23 protein-coding genes are annotated in these 20,637 nt (G+C 59.8%); 16 read left to right on the top strand and 7 right to left on the bottom strand.

Features of this window, described 5'->3' with window-relative positions:
* Positions 1–378 precede the first annotated feature (378 nt).
* Positions 379–1,560, top strand: coding sequence for a 5-demethoxyubiquinol-8 5-hydroxylase UbiM (ubiM, locus tag RFM40_RS24180; protein WP_320278374.1), 1,182 nt, complete (start codon positions 379–381; stop codon positions 1,558–1,560).
* A 338-nt stretch (positions 1,561–1,898) separates the two neighbouring features.
* Here the strand turns inward: ubiM and RFM40_RS24175 are convergent, their stop codons facing one another.
* On the bottom strand, positions 1,899–2,138 hold the full coding sequence (locus RFM40_RS24175; RefSeq protein WP_040972983.1) for a DNA -binding domain-containing protein: 240 nt from the start codon (positions 2,136–2,138) through the stop codon (positions 1,899–1,901).
* 140 nt (positions 2,139–2,278) lie between these two features.
* Here RFM40_RS24175 and RFM40_RS24170 point away from each other — a divergent pair, with 140 nt between their 5' ends.
* The 7 genes from RFM40_RS24170 to RFM40_RS24140 all read left to right on the top strand — a co-directional run bounded on the left by RFM40_RS24170 (position 2,279) and on the right by RFM40_RS24140 (position 8,882).
* A complete protein-coding gene (locus RFM40_RS24170) occupies positions 2,279–2,491 on the top strand; it encodes a helix-turn-helix domain-containing protein (protein WP_040972957.1) in 213 nt (70 codons plus the stop codon).
* Positions 2,492–2,993: 502 nt separating this feature from the next.
* A complete protein-coding gene (aepX, locus tag RFM40_RS24165; RefSeq protein ID WP_320278373.1) occupies positions 2,994–3,932 on the top strand; it encodes a phosphoenolpyruvate mutase in 939 nt (312 codons plus the stop codon).
* A 38-nt stretch (positions 3,933–3,970) separates the two neighbouring features.
* Positions 3,971–5,155 (top strand): aminotransferase class I/II-fold pyridoxal phosphate-dependent enzyme, encoded by a 1,185-nt coding sequence (locus RFM40_RS24160; RefSeq protein WP_320278372.1) that lies wholly within the window; start codon positions 3,971–3,973, stop codon positions 5,153–5,155.
* 24 nt (positions 5,156–5,179) lie between these two features.
* On the top strand, positions 5,180–5,971 hold the full coding sequence (locus RFM40_RS24155; protein ID WP_320278371.1) for a phosphocholine cytidylyltransferase family protein: 792 nt from the start codon (positions 5,180–5,182) through the stop codon (positions 5,969–5,971).
* Between the two features lie 30 nt (positions 5,972–6,001).
* Positions 6,002–6,610, top strand: coding sequence for a CDP-alcohol phosphatidyltransferase family protein (locus tag RFM40_RS24150; protein ID WP_320278370.1), 609 nt, complete (start codon positions 6,002–6,004; stop codon positions 6,608–6,610).
* A gap of 283 nt (positions 6,611–6,893) precedes the next feature.
* Positions 6,894–8,018 carry an aminotransferase-like domain-containing protein gene (locus tag RFM40_RS24145; RefSeq protein ID WP_320278369.1) on the top strand — a complete coding sequence of 375 codons (1,125 nt, stop codon included), beginning with the start codon at positions 6,894–6,896 and terminating at the stop codon, positions 8,016–8,018.
* A gap of 42 nt (positions 8,019–8,060) precedes the next feature.
* Complete coding sequence (locus tag RFM40_RS24140; protein ID WP_320278368.1) at positions 8,061–8,882, top strand: class I SAM-dependent methyltransferase; 822 nt, start codon at positions 8,061–8,063, stop codon at positions 8,880–8,882.
* A 93-nt stretch (positions 8,883–8,975) separates the two neighbouring features.
* On the opposite strand, the gene RFM40_RS24135 is transcribed toward RFM40_RS24140, so the two are convergent.
* The 5 genes from RFM40_RS24135 to RFM40_RS24115 all read right to left on the bottom strand — a co-directional run bounded on the left by RFM40_RS24135 (position 8,976) and on the right by RFM40_RS24115 (position 14,061).
* Entirely contained in the window at positions 8,976–9,740 is a 765-nt protein-coding gene (locus RFM40_RS24135) for an HpcH/HpaI aldolase family protein (RefSeq protein WP_320278367.1), read from the bottom strand.
* 43 nt (positions 9,741–9,783) lie between these two features.
* Positions 9,784–11,052, bottom strand: a complete 1,269-nt coding sequence (locus tag RFM40_RS24130) for an extracellular solute-binding protein (RefSeq protein ID WP_320278366.1) — start codon at positions 11,050–11,052, stop codon at positions 9,784–9,786.
* A gap of 32 nt (positions 11,053–11,084) precedes the next feature.
* Entirely contained in the window at positions 11,085–11,921 is an 837-nt protein-coding gene (locus tag RFM40_RS24125; protein ID WP_320222804.1) for a carbohydrate ABC transporter permease, read from the bottom strand.
* Positions 11,918–12,775 carry a carbohydrate ABC transporter permease gene (locus RFM40_RS24120; RefSeq protein ID WP_320278379.1) on the bottom strand — a complete coding sequence of 286 codons (858 nt, stop codon included), beginning with the start codon at positions 12,773–12,775 and terminating at the stop codon, positions 11,918–11,920. Before RFM40_RS24120 ends, RFM40_RS24125 begins: the two co-directional genes overlap by 4 nt.
* Positions 12,776–12,885: 110 nt before the next feature.
* A complete protein-coding gene (locus RFM40_RS24115; protein WP_320278365.1) occupies positions 12,886–14,061 on the bottom strand; it encodes an ABC transporter ATP-binding protein in 1,176 nt (391 codons plus the stop codon).
* Between the two features lie 394 nt (positions 14,062–14,455).
* Here RFM40_RS24115 and RFM40_RS24110 point away from each other — a divergent pair, with 394 nt between their 5' ends.
* From RFM40_RS24110 to RFM40_RS24080, 7 genes are all read left to right on the top strand, one after another.
* Positions 14,456–15,364 (top strand): LysR family transcriptional regulator, encoded by a 909-nt coding sequence (locus RFM40_RS24110; RefSeq protein WP_320278364.1) that lies wholly within the window; start codon positions 14,456–14,458, stop codon positions 15,362–15,364.
* 117 nt (positions 15,365–15,481) lie between these two features.
* Complete coding sequence (locus RFM40_RS24105; RefSeq protein ID WP_320278363.1) at positions 15,482–16,399, top strand: phosphonopyruvate hydrolase; 918 nt, start codon at positions 15,482–15,484, stop codon at positions 16,397–16,399.
* A 367-nt stretch (positions 16,400–16,766) separates the two neighbouring features.
* Positions 16,767–17,015, top strand: a complete 249-nt coding sequence (locus tag RFM40_RS24100) for a hypothetical protein (RefSeq protein ID WP_320256353.1) — start codon at positions 16,767–16,769, stop codon at positions 17,013–17,015.
* Between the two features lie 314 nt (positions 17,016–17,329).
* On the top strand, positions 17,330–18,058 hold the full coding sequence (locus RFM40_RS24095; protein WP_320278362.1) for a LuxR family transcriptional regulator: 729 nt from the start codon (positions 17,330–17,332) through the stop codon (positions 18,056–18,058).
* 86 nt (positions 18,059–18,144) lie between these two features.
* Entirely contained in the window at positions 18,145–18,813 is a 669-nt protein-coding gene (locus tag RFM40_RS24090; RefSeq protein WP_320278361.1) for an acyl-homoserine-lactone synthase, read from the top strand.
* On the top strand, positions 18,813–19,064 hold the full coding sequence (locus tag RFM40_RS24085) for a transcriptional regulator domain-containing protein (protein ID WP_320278360.1): 252 nt from the start codon (positions 18,813–18,815) through the stop codon (positions 19,062–19,064). Before RFM40_RS24090 ends, RFM40_RS24085 begins: the two co-directional genes overlap by 1 nt.
* 37 nt (positions 19,065–19,101) lie before the next feature.
* Positions 19,102–19,617 carry a DNA -binding domain-containing protein gene (locus RFM40_RS24080; protein ID WP_320278359.1) on the top strand — a complete coding sequence of 172 codons (516 nt, stop codon included), beginning with the start codon at positions 19,102–19,104 and terminating at the stop codon, positions 19,615–19,617.
* Positions 19,618–19,641: 24 nt separating this feature from the next.
* On the opposite strand, the gene RFM40_RS24075 is transcribed toward RFM40_RS24080, so the two are convergent.
* Positions 19,642–19,908, bottom strand: a complete 267-nt coding sequence (locus tag RFM40_RS24075) for a DNA -binding domain-containing protein (RefSeq protein WP_320278358.1) — start codon at positions 19,906–19,908, stop codon at positions 19,642–19,644.
* A 121-nt stretch (positions 19,909–20,029) separates the two neighbouring features.
* On the opposite strand from RFM40_RS24075, the gene RFM40_RS24070 reads away from it, so the two are divergent.
* A complete protein-coding gene (locus tag RFM40_RS24070; RefSeq protein WP_320278357.1) occupies positions 20,030–20,242 on the top strand; it encodes a helix-turn-helix transcriptional regulator in 213 nt (70 codons plus the stop codon).
* Positions 20,243–20,637: the final 395 nt, after the last annotated feature.

The raw sequence follows: 20,637 nt of genomic DNA, 5'->3' as shown, positions 1-20,637 counted from the left end.
CCAGTCGAGCATAAAACCCGCCGCTGTCGGCTTTGCCGCCTCTGGCTGATCCAGATCAAGGTTATCTTCTGACCGGCGTGGTTACGTCGACCAATCCTTCAAGGGAGAGTGCATGTCTAACGGACAGTGTGGTCGTTACCTTCAGCGAACCGCCGTGGTGAGAATCCCCCTTGCTGATTGGCAATCTGCCTGGCTCGGCCCACGGTCCTATCGGCTGCGTTGCTGGCTGCATCCTTCGTTGCCGATTTATGCGCATTCTTGTGTCCAGTGGCTTGAGGCAATGCGGCGCACACTGGCAGCCAGGGCAACCGGTCCACGGATTGCGGCTCAACGCAACCAGCACCTCACCCAGATAGCCGACGCGATGGCAGCGCGCTGATGGCCAGCTGCGACGACAGTTTCGACATCATCGTCGCCGGAGCCGGGCCGGTCGGACTTTCCTTCGCCGCATCGCTTGCAAAGAGCAATCTCAAAGTGGCGGTGGTTGACCAGCAGGCCCTCGAAAGCCTGGCGAATCCACCTTCCGATGGTCGCGAGATCGCGCTGACCTTCGCCTCGATCAGCATCCTTCGCGAGCTCGGCGCCTGGGACGCCATCTCCGCTGGTCACAAGTCACCAGTGCAAGGCGCGCGCGTGCTCAACGGATCGAGCCCTTTCGCTCTGTGTTTCGATCCTCCAAGAGGATCTGCAGAACCACTCGGATTTCTGGTCCCAAATTGTCGGATCCGCGATGCCCTGTTCAAGATCATCCGCTCGCACCACCGTGTCCAGCTGCTATGCGGCCACTCGGTCGTTGGCGTAACCAACAGCCGCAAAGGGGCGGTCGTAACGCTTTCCGACGGCAGGCGGTTGACCGCTCGGCTTTTCGTTGCAGCAGATTCGCGTCTGTCGCGAACGCGCGACCTGCTCGGCATCGCCGCCGACATCAATCGGCTTGGCAGCTCGATGGTGATTTGCCGGGTCAGGCACGAACGCGCCCACCATCAGCTCGCGGTCGAATGGTTTGATCACCATCAGACCATAGCGATCTTGCCGCTGATGGAAGACGAGTCGTCATTGCTTGTCACATTGCGCGCAAACGAGGCCAATAGACTTCTTGCTTTAGACGACGATCTGTTCCTGATCGAATTGACGGACCGGTGCCGAGGGCGCCTCGGAAAAATGACCCTCGCAAGCAAACGCCATATCTATCCATTGGTCACGACCTGGGCGCACAGCTTCTGGGCTCCAAGCGCCGCACTCGTCGGCGACGCTGCCGTCGGCATGCACCCGGTGACCGCCCATGGCTTCAACATCGGCCTCGGCGGCCAAAAGCGACTCGCCCACGGAATACTGACGGCTATTCGCAATGGTCACGACATTGCCGACCCTGACATGTTGCGCAGATACGAGAGCCGCCTGCGCTTGAAGGCGGCACCTATGTATCACGCTACCAATCTGCTGGTCGGGATCTACTCAAACGAGCACCGGGCGGCCCGATTTGCAAGACATGTGGGGCTTCGCTTGGGTCAATATCTTCCGTTCGTCCGGCACGGCATTGCGAACATGCTTGGGCGATGAAAAAGCTGCCAGTAGATTTCGGGCTATTGCGGCGGAGGGATGCCAGCTGCGCTGCGACATTCGCCCGAGCAAGTTGCTGTCCCTGGCGCGCAATTCGGCAGGGATTTCCGGCTGGAGGTCCTTCGTTCCCGAGTTCCTGGGTGGCATTTTGGTCGGCCCTGGGGTCGCGTTGGCTTAAGGAAACGGAGCTGCGCCGGATCTTGCCTCAGCCCGCATCGCCGTATGCTGGCACAAATGCTCCCGTCCGCAGGATGAGGCGAAGCGCTCCGGTCCATATCTCGCCACTGGCACCGCCCCCCGGTGTCGGGCTGCCGTCTTTTTTCTTGTCGGAACGCCAGTCAGCCGGCGAACAATTCCCTGTAGCCTGTCGTCACCATCCAGTTCGCCCGATCGAGATGGCTGCGGGCCGCATTGCGGGCCCGTTCCGGTTCGCGTTCAGGATCGATGCCGAGGATCAGCTGAGCCATTTCCTCGTAACTGGCACTGTCGGCGGCGGCGTCCAGGAACCGCATATAGGTCGTAAAATGCTCTTTGTCGTAGGCCGTGAGGCTATCCGACCAGGGAACTTCGTCTTGCATTTCGATGTCCAAGTGCTTTGTGCGAGTTCGGCTTCCGGGCGCGTCTTCCACGATCCCAGATGCGTTTTGAGCGGCTCACTATAACGAATAGGAACGATCGTTCCTAGAACGATAGTTCCGGTTCTGGTCCGTATATCGCCATGGACCTCAAAGAGGTGATGGCGATCAACATGCGTCGTGTGCGCCATCATCAGGACCTGACGCAGGAGGAATTGGCGGCTCTCGCGCAGCTCAGCATGCGTTATGTGGGCTCAATCGAGCGCGGCCGCGTCTCCGCGAGCGTAAGTGTCCTGGGTCGGCTCGCAAAAGCTCTTAATGTTGATCCTTGCGAACTGATCAAGCCGCCCCGGTGATCAAGCAATCCATATTCCCCGTCGGCATGACTCGTTAATGCATGTCGCCCAGAAGTGTGCAGCGGTTCTAGGACAACGACCTGCATCAAAAAAAGCGCGTCGCCTGAATCCGTTTCAGCGCGACGCTCTAGATGGCGGCGTTCAACCCCTTGGACTGAGCGGCGCCTCAGCGCAGACGGCGCTCACCGGACGCTCGGGAAATCGAGCCTGCTCGGCGATGCGGTCGGCCGATGGCCGCGTTCAGACGTTTTCCGGCGTGGCAGCAAAAGAGCCAACTCGTTGAGGGTTAACAGCCAGGAACGATTGTGGCCGATTGTTTAATAGTCGTTTCGAAGTTCCAAAATCGTTAAACAATGATGTAATGAAAGTTTCACAAGACTATCTTGTATTGTTGGTTCTATCGTGTAACGTGTTGTGATGCTTTGGTTATCTGGAGGAAGATTGTAAAATATATTGGGTCGGCTACGTTGTTGACCTCAGGTCGGCAACCGGATTCATACCTATGATAGGAGATGTGACCATAACCGCAAACTCTAACAATGGAACTCGCCAAGCATCCACCGCATCGGCGTTGCGGACTCTGGTATGTTCGAATGAAATCGCTTTCCTTATGGAAGCCCACGACGCCCTGTCGGCGTCGGTCGCGGAGGCCGCCGGCTTTCGAGGCCTGTGGGCCTCAGGACTGTCGATCTCGTCCTGCCTGGGCTATCGCGATGCGAACGAAGCGTCGTGGACTGAGATCGTCGATGCTGTGCACAGAATCGTCGAGGCCACGCAAATACCTGTTCTTGTCGACGGCGACAGCGGATTCGGGAATTTCAACAATGCGCGCCTGTTCGCGCGCAAGCTGCACCAACGCGGGGCGGCCGGTGTCTGCGTCGAGGATAAGAGCTTCCCAAAAAAGAACTCGTTTGTCGCAGACCGGCACTCACTCGCTGAGGTCGGTGAGTTCTGCGGACGTCTGCAGGCTATTCGGGACCACGTGCCGGATCCGGAATTTGTTGTGGTCGCGCGGATCGAGGCACTCATCGCGGGGCATGGTCAAGATGAGGCGCTGACGCGGGCACATGCTTATGCTGACGCCGGTGCCGACGCGATCTTGATCCATTCGCGCAAACCAGACGCAGCGGAAATTCTCGCCTTTAGCCGCGCCTGGAGGAACCGTCTTCCGGTAGTGATCGTCCCGACGAAATATTACAGCGCGCCGGTCGCGCAATACAGAGCGGCACAAATCTCAACGGTGATTTGGGCGAACCATAATATGCGTGCTGCGATCTCGGCCATGCGCCAGGTTTGCGACCGCATCATCCGCGAAGAGAGCACCGCCGGGATCGAGCGCGACGTTGCGACGCTCGAAGACCTCTTTGATCTGCTGAAATATCAAGAGCTCTCCGCGGCCGAACAAAAATATCTGCCGCAAATAGCGAGCAGTACCCGATAAACGGGCCTGACTTCCCAAATCAAGGCAAGGAGGCGCCGATGCTTGCTCGACGCACAAGCTCGTTCGGTTCATCTGGAACCGCCGCGGCGCGGGCCGCCGCAAGACAGGCAGCCCACAGCCGCCAAGAGGTGATCGACCTGACCGCTGGCGAGATCTGGAGCGAGCTCGCTCCGACCATTCGCGAAGGCGCGATCAATGCTATCAACAACGGCGTCAATCGTTACACCGATACGCTCGGCATGATGGAATTGCGCGAGGCGCTGGCGCGGAAGGTCTCCTTCGATACGGGCCAGACCTGGAGAGCCGACGAGATCGCGGCAACGACAGGCGCCAAGCAAGCGCTCTTCAATGCGACCATGGTGCTGCTGAATCCAGGCGATGAGGTGATTATCCCTTGTCCCTACTGGACGACGTTCTCGGCCCAGGTCGTAATTGCAGGTGGCAAGCCGGTTTTCGTCGATACGCGTTCCAACGCCTACGTCCCTCGGATCCAGGACATCGCTGCGGCCTTGACCGAAAAGACCCGTGCGATCGTCGTCAATACGCCCGCCAACCCGTCGGGTGCGGTCTACGATTTTGATACGCTGACGGCGATCGCCCATCTGGCGATCAACCGCGACCTGTGGGTCATTTTCGATGAATGCTATGCCAACTTCGTCTACGGCCATCATGTCCATCACCCGATCGTCTCGGTTGTGCCCGAAGTCAGGTCTCGAACAATTATCGTCAACGGATTCAGCAAGTCGCTGGCCCTGACGGGCTGGCGGATCGGCTATCTGGCGGCTCCAAAGGAAGTTGTTGATGCCGTCAGGGCCTTGCAGTCCCATACCACCTCAAATCCCAATGTGATCGCCCAACATGCGGTGCTGGCTCACCTTGAGCGGGGAGACGGCCGCCATGAGAGCAAGCTGGGCTTGCAGCTGGCAAGTTCCAGGCAGATCGGTCTCGGCATCCTCTACTCATTGAGGCGGATCCCCGCGCCTCGGGCGCAGGGCGGCATTTATTTCTATCTTGATCTTTCCAAGTTGCGACCCGCATTCAAGAATGGTCAGGCGAGCGCCGATGACGTTGTGACCTCGCTCCTTGCCGACGCCGGCGTCGCAGCTGTATCGGGCACCGCCTTCGGCGACCCCCTCGGTCTGCGCCTGTCCTATGGAATTCCTCCCGAACAACTCCAAACCGGGCTAACCCGGCTGGTTGATGTCCTCAACAGCTGGAAATGACACCACGAAGAAAGGGGGATCGACATGCCTGTCGCCGCGCCCAAGAAAGCCGTCATTCTCGCCGCCGGAATGGGCTCACGTCTGCGCCCGCTGACCGATCTGCGGCCGAAGCCCCTGATCGAAGTCAACGGCACATCGATCCTGCACAATGCGCTGCGAAACCTCGCAGCAATCGGCGTGGAAGAGGTCATAGTCGTCGTCGGCTACCGCAAAGACGCTATTCAATACGCATGCGGCAACCGCTTCCACGGCATCGAGATCACCTATGTGGAGTCAACGGTTTTCGAGCGCACCGGCAGCGCCTATTCGCTTTGGCTAGCCCGCGATATGCTGCTTTCGGGGGATTGCTATCTTCTCGAAGGCGACGTCTTCTTTGAACAGGAAGCACTCCACTATCTTAACATAGCCGATGCCACCGACGTTGCCGCCGTTGTAACGTTCGACGCTACGATGCAAGGGTCGGCGGCGGTCATTTCGGCGAGCGGATTGATCTCGACTTTCCGCACAAAGCAGACCGCGGCAGATCTTGCCGAAAGCGGGCCCAAGCTCTTCAAGACGATGAATCTACTGCGTTTGGCCGCGTCTAGCCTCAGAGGCCTCATCGTTCCCGCGCTCGACGAGGTCATTGGCTCAGGTGCTACTCAGGCGCACATAGAGGAACTTCTTGCCTATCTCGTGGAAAGGCGCGGGCTCCAACTAGCCGCGGCCCGTTGCGATGGCGTGAAGTGGTGCGAGATCGACAGTGCCGAGGATCTGCAAAGCGCGCACAGCATCTTTGCTGACGCCGCGCAGCCGCTCCACCCCGCCCGGGCGTAGCGCCTGCCATAATCAGCGAGGGAGGTCTCGATGATCCGCCTGCTTGTCGATCCGGCAAATGCAATGACCGCCATGGGCCTTGCACTCTCCTCGATCGGCATCGATTTCTCGATCGCCGGGTTTCCGGAGATCGGCGTGGCATTCGTTTTGTGGGCGCTCTTGGCTGATCATTTCGACGGTGTCGTCGCGCGGCGAATGCGAGGCAGCCGTTCGGCGGAAACGGCAGAGGTCGGCAAGAATTTGGACTCACTCGCCGATCTCGTCAGCGCTGGAATTTTTCCAGCCGTGACCCTGATCGTGGTCGGGCACGGATCGCCACTGTGCGTTGTTTCTGGAGCCATTCTCGTCGTCGCCAGCGCCTTGCGGCTGAGTTTCTTCAACGTGGTGGGGTCTCCGACAGGGCGGTTCGTCGGAGTACCGACCAGCTGGGTCATGCCGGTGACGGCGATTGTGTTCTTGCTTCGTCCCACTCTCCCCGAAAGCATTTTCGCGAAGCTGTTCGCATTCCTCCTCATCCTGCTCGCCATTCTCCACGTCTCGCCGGTCCGTGTGCCTAAAACCGCGGGCTTCATGTATTTGGTCGTGACGGCGTTTTGCGTCGTTGCATCCACGGCGCTCGCATTTCGGGGCGCGTCTTGAGGCCGGCGGGAAAGTGCCGCGAGCACGGCAGGCCGACGTATCCTTTGTGTCCGGGCGACCGTGCTCAGCCATTGCGGCAGGCCGACGTAGGGCTGAACAATCGATAAGGCATGTCACATCGCGCTTATCTCCTCATTCGTCCATCGCCAATGTTGCATGATGCAGCTTCGCGTTTGGCTCTGTCGTTTCTGAGGTCGCTCGCGGCTACGTTCGCAAACGACGACAGCCACGACTTCAAGCTTCTTGCCCCTTGTCGGCACCCACGAAAACCAGGGAGCGCCTCATGAGCCGTCCGCGAACCAGCGCAATCGATCTTTCGACCGCGCTGCCGCCGTGCCCATCTTTTCTGGGAGAGGCTTTGTCTCGATCCCTCGTCGAACTGGCCTCGCAATCGCAGCTCCACTGGCAGATCCGGAAAAATCGGCCCGGTGGAGAGGAACGGGATCGCGAGATCGGCTCCATATGGATAAAGCCGCGCGTCGGGGAGATCCTCCCCGCGGATCGCATCCTGGTGACCAACGGCACCCAAAACGCGCTCGTCGTCATACTGCGGCACTTGTGCAAACCGGGTGACGTCGTTGTAGCCGAAAAGCTGGCTTATCTCCTGATACGTCCGATAGCCTTGTCGCTCGGCCTTATCGTAATCGGTGTCGAAATGGACGCGGAAGGGGTCGAGCCGGCCGCGCTCGAGGCTGTATGTCGGCGAGCCAGTCCCAAACTTCTCTACTGCACCCCGACAGTCCAGAATCCCACCACGGCAGTCATGTCAGCAAGTCGGCGAGCCGAAATTGTCCGCGTGGCACGAGCGCACAACATTGCGATCATAGAAGACGATGTGCTCGGCCGTCTCCATCCGGAAGCACCACCATCACTGTACGCCCACGCCCCGGATACCACCTGGTACATTATGAGCGTTTCCAAGTGCTTCGCGATGGGCCTTAGATTGGCCTATCTGGCGATACCCGAGGGCCTCGCGGCGGCAGATGTCTTCAGGCCGCATCTAAGGTCGTCGTCGATGTTTGCCAACTCTTTGTCCTGCGAGCTCGTTGCGCACTGGGTCGAAGGGAGCAACGCTGGGCAAATCGTCGACACCGCGCGTGTCGAAGTCACGGCAAGGCAACAATTGGCCCTGCAGCATCTTGGCCGATCCGGCGCCAAAACCGTGCCGGGGGCTTTGCACTTGTGGATAGAACTGCCTCAAAATGCGAGCTGTGACGCAGTCGTCGAAGCCGCTCTGGCGGCTGGCGTCCAGATTAGATCCGCCAGGGTTTTTTCGGTGGACGATCAGCCACCTCCCAACGCGATCCGCGTGGCGATTACGGGTCCCCAGGATCACGTGCAGCTTCATGCCGGTTTGTCGATCGTTGCGGAAATCCTTTCCGCCCATCTCTCACACGACCCACCATGAAGACGTTAAACAGCGCATCCATCAAGACAAGGAATACGGGAAATGAGCACGACAGACCGTCAAATAATGACCACCGCGCCTGCGGATCTGTTTGCGGGAGCCGCTTACTATTTTGCGCGCTACCAAGCAGACTATCCGGCCGCGATGTTCGATTTCTTGACACAAAATTACCTTTCTGGCCGAGAGCCGGCCGTCTTGCTCGATCTTGGCTGTGGAACGGGCCAGATCAGTGTTCCGCTTGCTCGATTTGCCGATGAAGTCATCGCCGTGGACCCCGATCAAGGTATGATCGATGAGGCACGCCAATACGCCGCCAGGTCCGGCGCGCGCAACGTCTCCTTCGTGACCGGAAAATCCGAGGAGCTCCCCTTGGACATCGGCCCGTTTTCACTGGTCACGATAGCGGGCGCGTTCCATTGGATGGATCGGGAGCGGGTCCTGAAGTACCTTGAGAAGGTGGCGGCGCACGACTGTGCTATCGCTGTCATTTCGAGGCACCGTTCGAACTGTTCACCCGATGATTGGTGGTTGGAACAACTCGCCTATACCGAGGCTTTCTGGGGCGGTTTCTTTCCGGCGGGCAGCGAAGGTATCCGACCTGCCTTGAAGGTCGCGAATGGTGTCATCCTTGCCCGTTCTGCCTTCAGCGACATTCAGGACAAAAGCTTTCCTTACGAACATCATTGGGATCTGGATTCGCTCGTCGGCTATATCCTGTCCACATCCAAGGCTTGCCCTGGGGTGCTCGGCGACCGACGGCCGGCATTCGAGGATGGCTTGCGGTCCCGACTCTCGGCGATGTCGCCCACCGGGACGTTCATCGAGCGCGGCGTCGCTTCTTTGCTTTTGGCAGCGCGGCCATAACGAGCAGTGTCTCGCCCGTATATGGCGCGCATCATCTCAGCTTCGTTCAGCATGTCGCGCCGAGGCTTGGCGCGACATGCTGAACGGCTAACATTATGCACAAACCGCTTCCAGTTTATATGGCAACTGCTTCAAACGACCATGGAACTCACGAGCGCCATAGCTCAACATATGGTTGGCATGATCATAAACGAGCCGAACGCCCTTATCGACGAAGGACCCCACGTCGCTATGGTTGACGAGCGTGCCGCAGATCTTGCCTGCGTCCACTATCGTTTTGATCGCACGATCGACGACTTCGGCAACGGCTTGCGGCTTGTCGCCTTGCTGCCATTCGTAGGTGATGGGCTGAGCGCCGATCGTGAGGGCCAGGTCCCCAGGGGCAACCAAATAGGCGTCGACGCCTTCGACGGCCATGATTTGCGGCAAGTTGTTGACTGCCTCGATGGTCTCAATCATCAGGATAAGCAACCGGTCCTGGTGATCGAATGGCGCGGAGAACCTGAACCGGTCCACGATGCTCTGCGCTACTTTCGCGTCCGACACCAGCGGGATCATTAGACCATCGACGCCGCATTCGAGATACTTGGTCACCATCCATGGCGAGGGATCTTCCGGCCGCAGGATCGAAACGATTCCCGACAGACTCGAAGCGCGCGCCATCTCTTCCACCCGTTCCGGACCGGCCGAACCGTGTTCACAGTCGATGAGGACGGCATCGAACCCGCATTCAGCCAATTTTTCCACTAGGCTGGGCGACGGATGACTGGAGTGTACCAGGGTGCCGAAGCCCCCGGAACGGAGTTTTTCTTTTAGCGCGCGAGAGGCCGACAAGTCACGCTTTAGGAATGATGCCATTTGATAAAACCTTTGATTGAGGAGTGGTTGGGGTCAGGGTCGGTCAATGCAACGGCAGCAGATCGGAGACGTCACGTCCCATCTGCTCCAGTGCCTGCTTGGGTGCGACTTTCAGCAAAACCACCGATGCCAGGTGGTTCTTTATCACGGTGGTGATCTTGACTGAGTTCTCGCCTGGGAACGCTTCCCATGGTCCCATCACCGACAACGCCGGGATCAGCGCCTGGAGGTTGGGACGCGATGCATAATATTCCCGGAGCGCTTCGGTGCCGAGCGCGAGATCGTTGGCCGGGAGATAAGCCGTGTGCGTCGCCACGATTGTCTGCCCCGCGACACCTGAAGCGAACTTCATGAACTCCCATGCCTTTTGTCGCTGCTCCCGATCCTTGGAGAACATGATGCTGATGGGCCCAGCGGCGGGCAGGTGACCGGCTTCATTGGCAACCGGGAACGGCCGCATCGCAATTTGAAACTGTCCTTCGGCGCGTTTGGCGATAGCCGCATAACTGCTGCTTGAAGTACACAGGATGCCGATCTGACCCGCGGAAAATGCCTGTCGTGCCTGATCGCGTGACATGTCCGTTCGCGCTTGTCCGCATGCGCCGAAATCCCGCAAAATTCCAAGAGCGGCGAGCCCTTCGGGCCCGACAAATCCGACGTTGCGTTCGTCATCGGCCAAGATGCGGCCGCCAAACCCATTCAAGAGGCAATGGAACGTCCAGTTGCCACCGTTGTCGTACTCCATAAACGCGCCCACGACCTGGCCTTTGCCCATGGCATCGAGTTTGCGGCCCAGCGCCGTGATTGCTTCCCAGGAGTCCGGCGGCTCGCTGACGCCAATTCGCTTCAAGAGGTCGAGGTTATAGAGGATCACCGGCATCGAGACCGCAAAGCCAAGGCCGTGCATGCTTGCTCCAAAGCGGCCGATTCGTGTCACGGCCGGTGAGAAACTTTGTCCCCAACCGGCTTCGTTGCGCTGGTAATCATCCAGGCTTTGCGCAAGCTTTCTGTCGGCGAATACACGAAGACAGTTCGGGCTGATGAACAGGACGTCCGGCAGTTCCCCAACCATTGCCGAACGGAGCACGGTGGTGACGGCGGTCTCATCCTCTCGAATCGAGGTGTCTATGTTCAACGCAACGTCATGTCCCGCCTGATAGGCAGCTCCCAGCGCGGAATACATGTCGGCGAATATGGAGGGGAGCGCGACTACGCGCAGCGCATCCGAGGGCGCCGCGCGCGCGACAGACCCCGTGGTAAGGAAGATGGATGATGAACCGGCGAGAAAATGGCGCCGCGTGATTTCGAACATTGGTTGATCCTCATTGTATTTGTGAGCTGCGTTCATTTCACCGACCCACCAGTCATTCCCTCCACGAACCACTTCTGCGCGGCCAGGAATGCGATGAGCAAAGGGGCGACGACCAGTGTCGATGCGGCCATCAATGGGCCGTAGTCATTCCCGGCCTCCTCGTTCTTGAAGGCCATGATCCCGAGCGGCGCAGGCATCAGGTTGCCGTCGCGCACCGCAATCAGCGGCCAGAAAAGATCGTTCCAGTGAGCGACAACCGAGAAGATGGAAAACGCGATGACGGCAGGCAGCGCCATCGGCACCATGATTTTCCAGACGATGGCAAGTTCGCACAGGCCATCAAGCCGAGCCGCGTGGACAATGTCGTTCGGGATCTTCTTGAAGAATTGGCGCAAGAGAAAAATACCGAACGGTGAGACGACGTATGGAATAACCAGGGCCAGGTACGTGTTCAGGATGTCGAGCTTGTAGCAGAGGATGAACAAGGGAAGGGACAGCACCTGGTGCGGCAGAAGCAGCCCGACGAGAACCATGGCGAAAATGAAATCGCGACCCCAGAACTTGAGCTTGGCCAGAGCGTAAGCCGCCGGCGCGCACACGAGAATTTGTGCTGCCAGGATCAGAGCGCAGACAAGGAGGCCGTTGCCCATGTATCGCGGCAGAGGCACCGAAGTGATCGCCTTGGCGTAATTGTCGACACCATAAAATTGTGCCGGAAGGACCGAGAAGGTCGCCCGAAAAATCTCACCAGGCGATTTGAGCGACAGGCTGACCATCCAAACGAAGGGTACGAGAATGAATGCGGACGTGAGGACCAGCACGCCGTGGCGCAGGATGGCTGCCGCAGGAGAAAGGCGGATCGCGCTCATTGATAGTGTACCCGTTTGTCCATGCTACGCGCCTGGAGCAACGTCAGCGCCACGACGATTGCGAGAAAGACGATGGCGACCGCGGCGCCATAGCCCGCGCGCAAATATTCAAAACTTTCCCTGTAGATCGTGAAAAGCAGCATTTCCGAGGAGTGGCCCGGGCCGCCTTGGGTCAGGATCTGGATCGTGTCGAAGGTTTCGAAAGCTCTGAGCGCCACAACGATGACGACGAACATGGACACCGGTCCAAGCATTGGGATGGTGACGGTTCGCAGGCGATCGAGCCAGTGATCGGCCCCGTCAACATCGGCGGCGTCGTATAAATCGAGCGGGATGGACTTCAGCCCCGCCATGAAGAGCACCATGGCGTAACCGAGATTCTGCCAGATGCCGATAACGGCGAGGACAGGCAGGGCCGTCGTTTCGTCGCGCAGCCAGTTGGCGACAGGTAAACCAAGGGCCGCGAGGCTGTGGTTGACCAGGCCGATGGTGGGATGGAGCAAGGCCTCCCACGAGATCGCCATTGCAGTTGCCGTGGCCATGAAGGGCAAGAAATGAACTGCTCGATAAAGAGCGCGGCACGAATGGCTGCTCTCTATGAGCAGCGCGATCAAAAGTCCCGCAAGGACGGTTCCCGGAACAACCATCGCTACATAGACGACAGTGTTGATCAGCGACGCTCGAAAACCCTCGTCAAAGATGACTTCGCGGAAGTTTGCGAGGCCGACGAAGGAAAGCGAGCTGGCGCCGAACTGCCAGTCGCTAAACGCTATGACAAAGACGCCGACAACCGGCAGGAAGAACAGAACGACGAGAAAGATGAGAGCAGGCGCAATAAGTGTCCAACCCCACATTGCCTCATGCAACGAGTGTCTTCGTGGCAGCGAGACGCGCGACGATAGCTTCCCCGCGACCCCTTCCGCAGGCTGGGCAAGCCGACCGACAGCATTTAGGCTTGCGCTCATCAGGCCCATTCCCTGACTGGCGTGGACGAGTGAGCGCGCGAGACGTCTCGCGCACGAACCCGACGACCGTCGCTGTCGAAGACGAGCAGCTGGTCCGATCTGACCGAGACATGCAGCGTCTGTCCGGTGACAATATGGGGTGCGCGCTCGGCGGAAAGCCTGGCTATCAACGGTTGCTGGAGGCCGCACGGGTCGAAATAAACGAACAAATCGGAGCCCATATGCTCGACCATGCGTACCGAGCCGGTGATCACGCCCGGGCCGGAATGTTCAGCAAACTGGAAAGCCTCTGGGCGGATGCCGACAGTGACTTGGGAGCCCGGCGCTATCTCGCAAGCAACCGAAAGGGCCGAGCCTGCAAAATCGACCAAGCCAGGTTCGCGCATTGTTGCGTCCACCATGTTGATCTTTGGCGATCCGAGGAACTCAGCCACGCGTATGTCGTTCGGGTCGGCATAGATCTCCTGGGGCGGGGCAGCTTGCAACATCTCGCCGTCGCGCATCACAACGACACGATCGGACAGCGTCATCGCTTCCGCCTGGTCGTGCGTCACATAGACAAATGTCACCCCAAGGCGCCTGTGCAGGTCCTTGATCTCGGCACGCATTTGGACCCTCAGCTTGGCGTCGAGATTGCTGAGCGGCTCGTCCATCAAAAACACGGCAGGATGGCGCACCATGGCGCGACCGACCGCCACCCGCTGACGTTGTCCGCCGGACAGTTGTCCCGGTTTGCGATTGAGCAGATGCGCAATTCCCAGCGCTTCGGCGGTGCGAGAAACCTCCACCTCGATCCCGCTCATCACCGGCCCGGAGCCTGGTAGCCATCGGCCGATGAGCGGCAGGCGCTGCGCGCGGCTCAGTCGTCGCATTCGCAACGGCAGGGCGATGTTCGCGGCGACAGTCATATGCGGGTAAAGCGCATAGGATTGGAACACCATCGCCACGTCGCGACGCTTCGGGCGTACTCCATCCACCACACGACCGCCAATCTCGATGCTGCCTGTGTCCTGGACCTCGAGCCCGGCCAGTATGCGCAACAATGTCGATTTTCCGCATCCCGACGGGCCGAGAAGGGTCAGGAACTCGCCATCCGCAATCGAGAGCGAAACGTCATGCAGCACCCTTGTGGCCCCGAACGACTTGCGGATATTTGTTATGGTAATCCCACTCACGCGGCGGCCTCCTCATTCCTCACGCAAGCGACGACACGGCCAACTGACCTCGTCGCCGCGCACCGCGGATGGCAAAGGACACAGCGCTCAAGCGGTCTGATAGACCAGCTGTCAAACGTGCCCAACGCAAGACGATTGGGTAACCTGCGCCAGATTTGACGGCGACATGCAATGCGAGCTGTCGGCTCACGTTGCGCAAAGCAAAAAGTAAGAAAGCCGAGGCTATTGAGTGGAAATGTCATGCACCCATCCTGGGGCCGGAACTGATGGCTACGCGGTACCGCCGGGACACGACAGTCCGGTGACAAATATCGAATAATGTGATGGATGGTCCCAGTTTGGAGATGAATGGCCGTAAGGGATCAGCCCTCCAACTATTTTTCCGGAGCTACCGATGACGAGCGAAGAAGAAGCAGTGCCTTTGAACGCAATCCGCGCTTTCGTAACGATCGTGCGCGAAGGAAGCCTGACGCGGGCAGCTAACGCATTAGGCACGACGCAGAGCTCAGTCAGCCGCTACCTAGCCGTTCTGGAAGGATATCTCGGGACTGACTTGATGGAACGGCGGGGCAGGCGAAGCGAACTGACCGAGTTTGGAAGATTATTCGCCAACACTGTCTCGGAGCCGCTCGATACAGTGTGCTTCACCGCTCAAAGAATGCGGCGGCGGACTCGGCCGAATGCCAACCGGATTGTCGTGCGCACATCACTTTCGACTTTTGCCTATTCATTCTTGATCCCAAATCTTCAGGCATTCTCCACCGAAATGGGCGGCGTGATGGTTGACGTGATCAGTTCGCTTTCGCTGCCGGCATCCACCGACGATTTCGACATCTTGATTACACGCGACCTTTCGGTCGTCGAACCTGCCGATCATTGGGAAATCTACAACGAGCAACTCGTGTGTGTGGGCTCTCCAAATCACATAGCGGGCAAAAGTCTTTCGGTCGTTCGCTCGATGCCGATAATCAACGTCACATCTCGTCCCGACATACTCCCCACCTGGCTGAGAGGGATGAATCTGACATCAAGGGATATCAAGTCGGGCGCGCGATACGATCACAATTACCTTGCGCTGCCTGCCGTCATGACAGGAAAAAGCCTTCTTGTAGCGCCCGAGATCATCGTCAGTGACCTGGTGCGCACTGGCGCTTTGAATGTGGTGCCGGGATCGCTTACGCCAAGCGGGATGCAATACCGGGCCTATGCGGTCGATCGCTCTGACAATCCCGAACTCGCTCGCGCCTTTTGCCGGTGGTTGGCTCGACTGTGTAAGAAGGCGGCGATTTCGGAGGCTCGTTAACATCGCATTCGGCTATGGAAAGGTCTCAAAAATCGATCAATCCGTTTGATTGCCAACGACGTCGCTGAATACAGGTGGCAGTAATTCGATCATTCGTCGATTGCAGAGGCGCGCAAGATGCTGCAAAGTCCAAGCCCCAAGCACATCTCCGGAGCCTCCACGCTGACGAGCAGGGCATCTCTGCGAGCCCATATCTGCGCCGGCCATCTGGCCCACGTCATGGCGGCGCACAGTCCCTTGTCGGCAATCCTGGCCGAGGAGGCAGGCTTCGATGGCATCTGGGCCTCCGGTTTCGAACTTTCCGCTCTTTATGGACTGCCCGATGTAAGCCTTGTCTCCATGACGCGGCACCTCGACATGGTCCGTTCGATGGCCGAGCAATCATCGCTGCCGATCATAGCTGATATCGACACCGGCTTCGGCAACGCCATCAACGTGATCTACGCCATCGAGCAATACGAGCGTGCGGGCGCCGCCGCGGTGGTCATTGAAGACAAGGCTTTTCCAAAGGTGACGAGCCTCCTGGCAGATGGTCGCCAGGAACTCATCCGGACCGAGGAATTCGCGGGAAAAATTCGGGCGGCCGTTGCCACGCGCGCAGACGTGGACTTCCTCGTCATTGCGCGCACCGAAGCGCTGATCGCCGGACTGGGTGAAGCCGAGGCCCTGAAGCGGGCCAGGGCGTATGAAGAAGCTGGCGCGGACATGATCTTGATCCACTCCAAGCGCAAGACGCCCGACGAGGTGGAAAGTTTTGTACGAGCATGGCGCGGCGAAGTTCCGATAGTCATCGTGCCGACGGCCTACCCGGAAATGAACGAGTCGCGCATCCGCGCGCTCGGCAAGATTGCGATGGTGATCTATGGCAATCATGCCATTCGGGCAGCGGTCACCGCCATGAAGGACGTCTTTGCCCGCATCCGCGCCGACGGCGGTATTCACCGCATCGACCCCGAAATCGTGCCCGTGGAGGAAATCTTCCGACTGCAGAAAATGGACGCCGTCAAAGCGAACGAGGATAGGTTTCTGTGGTGACGTCACCAGGGCTACTTTCAAAACCCGGACCATCGAAAATAGGTCTGAGGATGACCTCCTGATGCAGCCAAGTTCTTACCGTTTCTGCATCTTCGGTGTCGGGTTCGAGGTGCCGAGCTCATTTCGGTTTTCAGTTCGCAATGCGGGCTCTGGGCTTCAGGCGCCCGCGTGTCTCTCGCGGCAACGGATTTTTCGATGCTATCGCGTGCGGCCGAGTTTTGTTGTCTTTCCATCCATGGAGCTCAGGCTGCTGCATGGTTCGGCGCCACCATCGTGCCAGCAGGCGCCGCTTGGCCAGCTACTTTTCGCGCGAGGTATGCCTCGCAAGGTGCCTTATGGCAAATGATGCAATGGAGGTTTCGCCGAATTGGAAATTTTCGAAAGGCTTGAAGCGTTGATCGATGCGCCGGGCGCCGAAACGGTCAATGAGGCACGCTCAATGCTGCGTCAGTTCGAGTCGGTCGTGACTGCCGACGCGATCCACCAATTCTTGCTGGATCTGATGACCTTGGTGTTTGTGGTGGACGCTGCTCCTCAAAATTATCACGCGCCGGTGCGCAAGCTCGTCAAGGTCCGGCTGGCAATGCTCAAGATGCTTGGCGAAGCCTCGGCGTGAGCGTCGGCCAAGCAAGCCTGTCGCGTGGCGCAAGCACTATCAGCCGGATGGCGAAACGGCTGAAAATCTGTCGCGGCTGCACGTTGAATGGCGCGTGCCGCGGATCCGGTGTCACCGCCTGTCGGTTCGAATTGGATGCTGAAGAGACTCGAATCGCTGTTCTCCCATCGTTGGAATGCCAGCCGGAAGGTGACGGACTGGCGATCGCGTAACGCTCCGTGCCGGCGAACTTGGCCATGTCACCTTGGCAAGCTGCCCGCCGGCTTCCGCGACTCCGAATGCCGCGCGGCGGAAGGGTCTGGGGACGACTAGGCATGCAATTTGTCTTCGAGACCTTCCTGGAGCAGCTTTCGGAAAGCGTCGATGAGACGGATTTCCGCGACGCGATGGCGCGTGCTGCCGCGGCATTCGATCTCGTCAAATTCGCCTATCTGTGCCTGCCGCCACGGGCGCCGGGAAAGCCAAGGCTGATCTCGAACTATCCGCCACGCTGGACCGCTCATTACCTGAGCAACCATTATCACGCCATCGATCCGGTGATCGCGCGGGCGCAGGGCGGCCAATGCCCGTTTCTGTGGGGGCTTCACTACAGCCGAACCGGGCTGTCGGATTTCGAGCAGAAGCTCTTCGACGAGGCGGCCGCATTCGGCATCCGCTGCGGTTTGACCATCCCGATCCTCGACAAGCGGGGCAACGTCGCCGCCATGAGCTTTGCCGCCGACGGGCTCAATCCAGCAGCCCTCCTGCGGGTGAGCGAGCGCTACCAAGAGGCATTTCGCTTCATGGCGACCTGCTTTCATATCTGCGTCCGCCGCAAGCTCTCGGCCGATCGGGTGGTCAACGGCGTGCAGCTGACGCCGCGCGAATATGAATGCCTGGAATGGGCCGCGCAGGGCAAATCCGCACGCGACATCGCCTCGATTGTTGGCATCAGGCGCCGCACCGCCTCCTTTCACCTGGAGAACGCCAGAAAGAAGCTTGGGCTGCGCACCCGCATGCAGGCCGTGGCGCAATTCTCAGCCGCCAGAACGGGTCTCGGCTGACAGGCACCTGTACCGCTGTACAGGCTGCTTCGGCCTGACGCCTGGCCTCCAATGGCAGGGTCAATCCCGCCAGGAGGCCGATAATCATGCTGCAGCTCATTGCTCCCCAATGGTACGGCGACTTCGCCGACGAGCTCCACGAAATGCACCGTCTGCGCCACCGTGTCTTCAAGCAGCGGCTGGACTGGGACGTCGACACCAGCGGCGGCTACGAGATCGATCGCTTCGACGCGCTGAAACCGCACTACCTGGTGCTGCGTGGTGCGGGCGGTGAAGTCTGCGGCTGCGTCCGCCTGCTTGCCTCGACAGGGCCGACCATGCTTGGCGACACCTTCCCGGCCCTGCTGGACGGACAGCCGACGCCGCAGGATCCAAGAATCTGGGAAAGCAGTCGTTTCGCGCTCGACCTGCCGCCGTCGGCCGCCAAGGGGGCAGGCGGCATCGCTGTCGGCACCTACGCGCTCTTCGCAGGCATGATCGAGTTCGGCCTGTGGCGAGGACTGAGTCGTATCGTCACCGTCACCGACCTGCGCATGGAGCGCATCCTGCGCCGGGCCGATTGGCCGCTCGAGCGGCTCGGCGAGCCGCGCGCGATCGGCCCCACCAAAGCCCTGGCCGGCTACCTCGAGGTCTCAAGCGAGCGCCTCGATGCCGTTCGCCGCAATGGCGGTCTTGCCGGTCCGGTGCTGTGGGCGCCGGTCAATCCACGGGGCCGCATGACGGCTTCGCTTCATGCTTCGGGCGGAGAGACCTGATGAGCCTGCCAGAACCTGAAGCCGACCGGCCGGACTGGCGCGATGAGCGGTCCTATGACTACACCCTCGAGCTGACGCGGCGCGGCTGGGCCTGGGAATTCCTGCGGCGCAATCCAGCCTTCCGGCATGATCTGTCCCACGCATTGGAACGGGCGAGGTCTGTCGATCAGCGGCCGTCGCTCGACGTCATTTTCTCCTCCGCCGACCTGTCGCGCTGGGGGCTTTTGTTTCGCGTCCTCGAGCCACCGTGACGCAGCCACGTTCTGGTGTCCGAACCGATGCGCTCAGGTGTTGCCGGTCGTCGCCGAACAGGTGTCCTCCTCGCCGGCGATGCCGGCGTTCGAACCGGCGCGTCTGCCCTGCCGTGCGAGTGTGCTCAGGCTGGTTGACGGCACCCAGCATCTCCTGCTGCACAGCGCCGGCCGGCAGCTTCAGCTCGCCGTTTCGGGGCCCAGTATCCTCGGCCCCGTTCGGCTGCGCGCCGATGCGGTCTGGCCGACCGGTGAGTGGCGGCAACGCCTCTGGGCGCTCAAATGCCTCAATAGTCTCGTTGCAGGGGGACGCCTGCCGAAAAGACTGTTTGCGCCGGAAGCGCGCGGTCGTCGCCTGCGCTTTGTTCTGCGGGCTCTTGACGGCTCAGTTGCGGGCGCCTCTTACCGAGACATCGCCGAAGCGCTGATTGGTCAGACGCGTGTGCGGGCCGACTGGACGGATCCTCGCGACCATCTGCGCGATCGCATCCGACGTGCCGTGGCACGGGCTCGCATGCTTATGAATGGCGGCTATCTCGACTTTCTTGCCTGACGTGTCTCGCGCCGTATAAATGCGTCAACTGGTGAACAGCTCCCTGTAGCCCGTCGTCACCATCCAGTTCGCCCGGTCGAGATGGCTGCGGGCCGCATTGCGGGCGCGTTCTGGTTCGCGCTCCGGATCGATCCCGAGGATCAGATCGGCCATCTCCTCGTAGCTGGCGTCATCGGCGGCGGCATCCAGCAAGCGCATATAGATGGTGAAGTGCGCCTTGTCGTAAGCCGTGAGGCTGTCCGACCATGGCGCTTCATCCGCTACCGGCACGGTCGATTGAGGCTGCAACATCGCTGATTCTATCTCCAAGAGCGGTCTCGCAAACCCGTCCGCGAGTGGATTGAGACGCTTGGTGTGGAATACATATTATAGTTGATAAACTCAAGGAGCCTGATCCGTTGACTTCTCACGCATGGACATGCGTCAGTTGGTCGGCCGGAATGTGATAAGGATCAGGCTGAAGAAAGGCCTGACGCAGGAACAGCTCGCCGACGTTTCCGGCTTCAGCCAGCAGTATATCAGCGGTCTGGAGAAGGGCCGCCGAAATCCGACGATCGTCACCATCTATGAACTGGCATTGGCGCTTGGCGTCAGCCACATGGATCTGGTTCGTCCCGACAAATAATCGGTCTGTGCGCGCACATTGCTGGGCGCCTGCGCGCCTGAAGGCGCGCATCGGGTGCTCGTGAACCGAGCCCGCTTGTCTTCGCGTCGCTCAGGCGGTCTCGGCCATTCGGCTTCGCCCCCTGGCGCGGGCAGCCCTTGCGGGCTGTGCCGGTCGCCGCCCCAGGGGCGGCGTTGTTTTTTGATTTGGCCTTCCCGGCGACGCGGTGTGGGCGGCTCTCCCTTCTAGGCCCGCCGCGGCGGCCCGCAACCCTTCGCTCGCGCTCCGGGTCCTCCACTTGCGTTCCGGTCCTTCGGATGCAGGCCACCTCTGACGGCGGGCCTTTCCGGTCGTTTTTCGCCGCCCACCCCGCTTTGCGGGGAAGAGCGCGGCGAGATTGGCGAGCGGAGATTTAG

It is taken from the genome of Mesorhizobium captivum (assembly GCF_033977165.1).
GTDB classification, from domain to species: Bacteria; Pseudomonadota; Alphaproteobacteria; order Rhizobiales; family Rhizobiaceae; genus Mesorhizobium; species Mesorhizobium captivum.
Note: the sequence above shows the minus strand (reverse complement) of the source record. Positions and strands in the feature narration are given on the sequence as shown.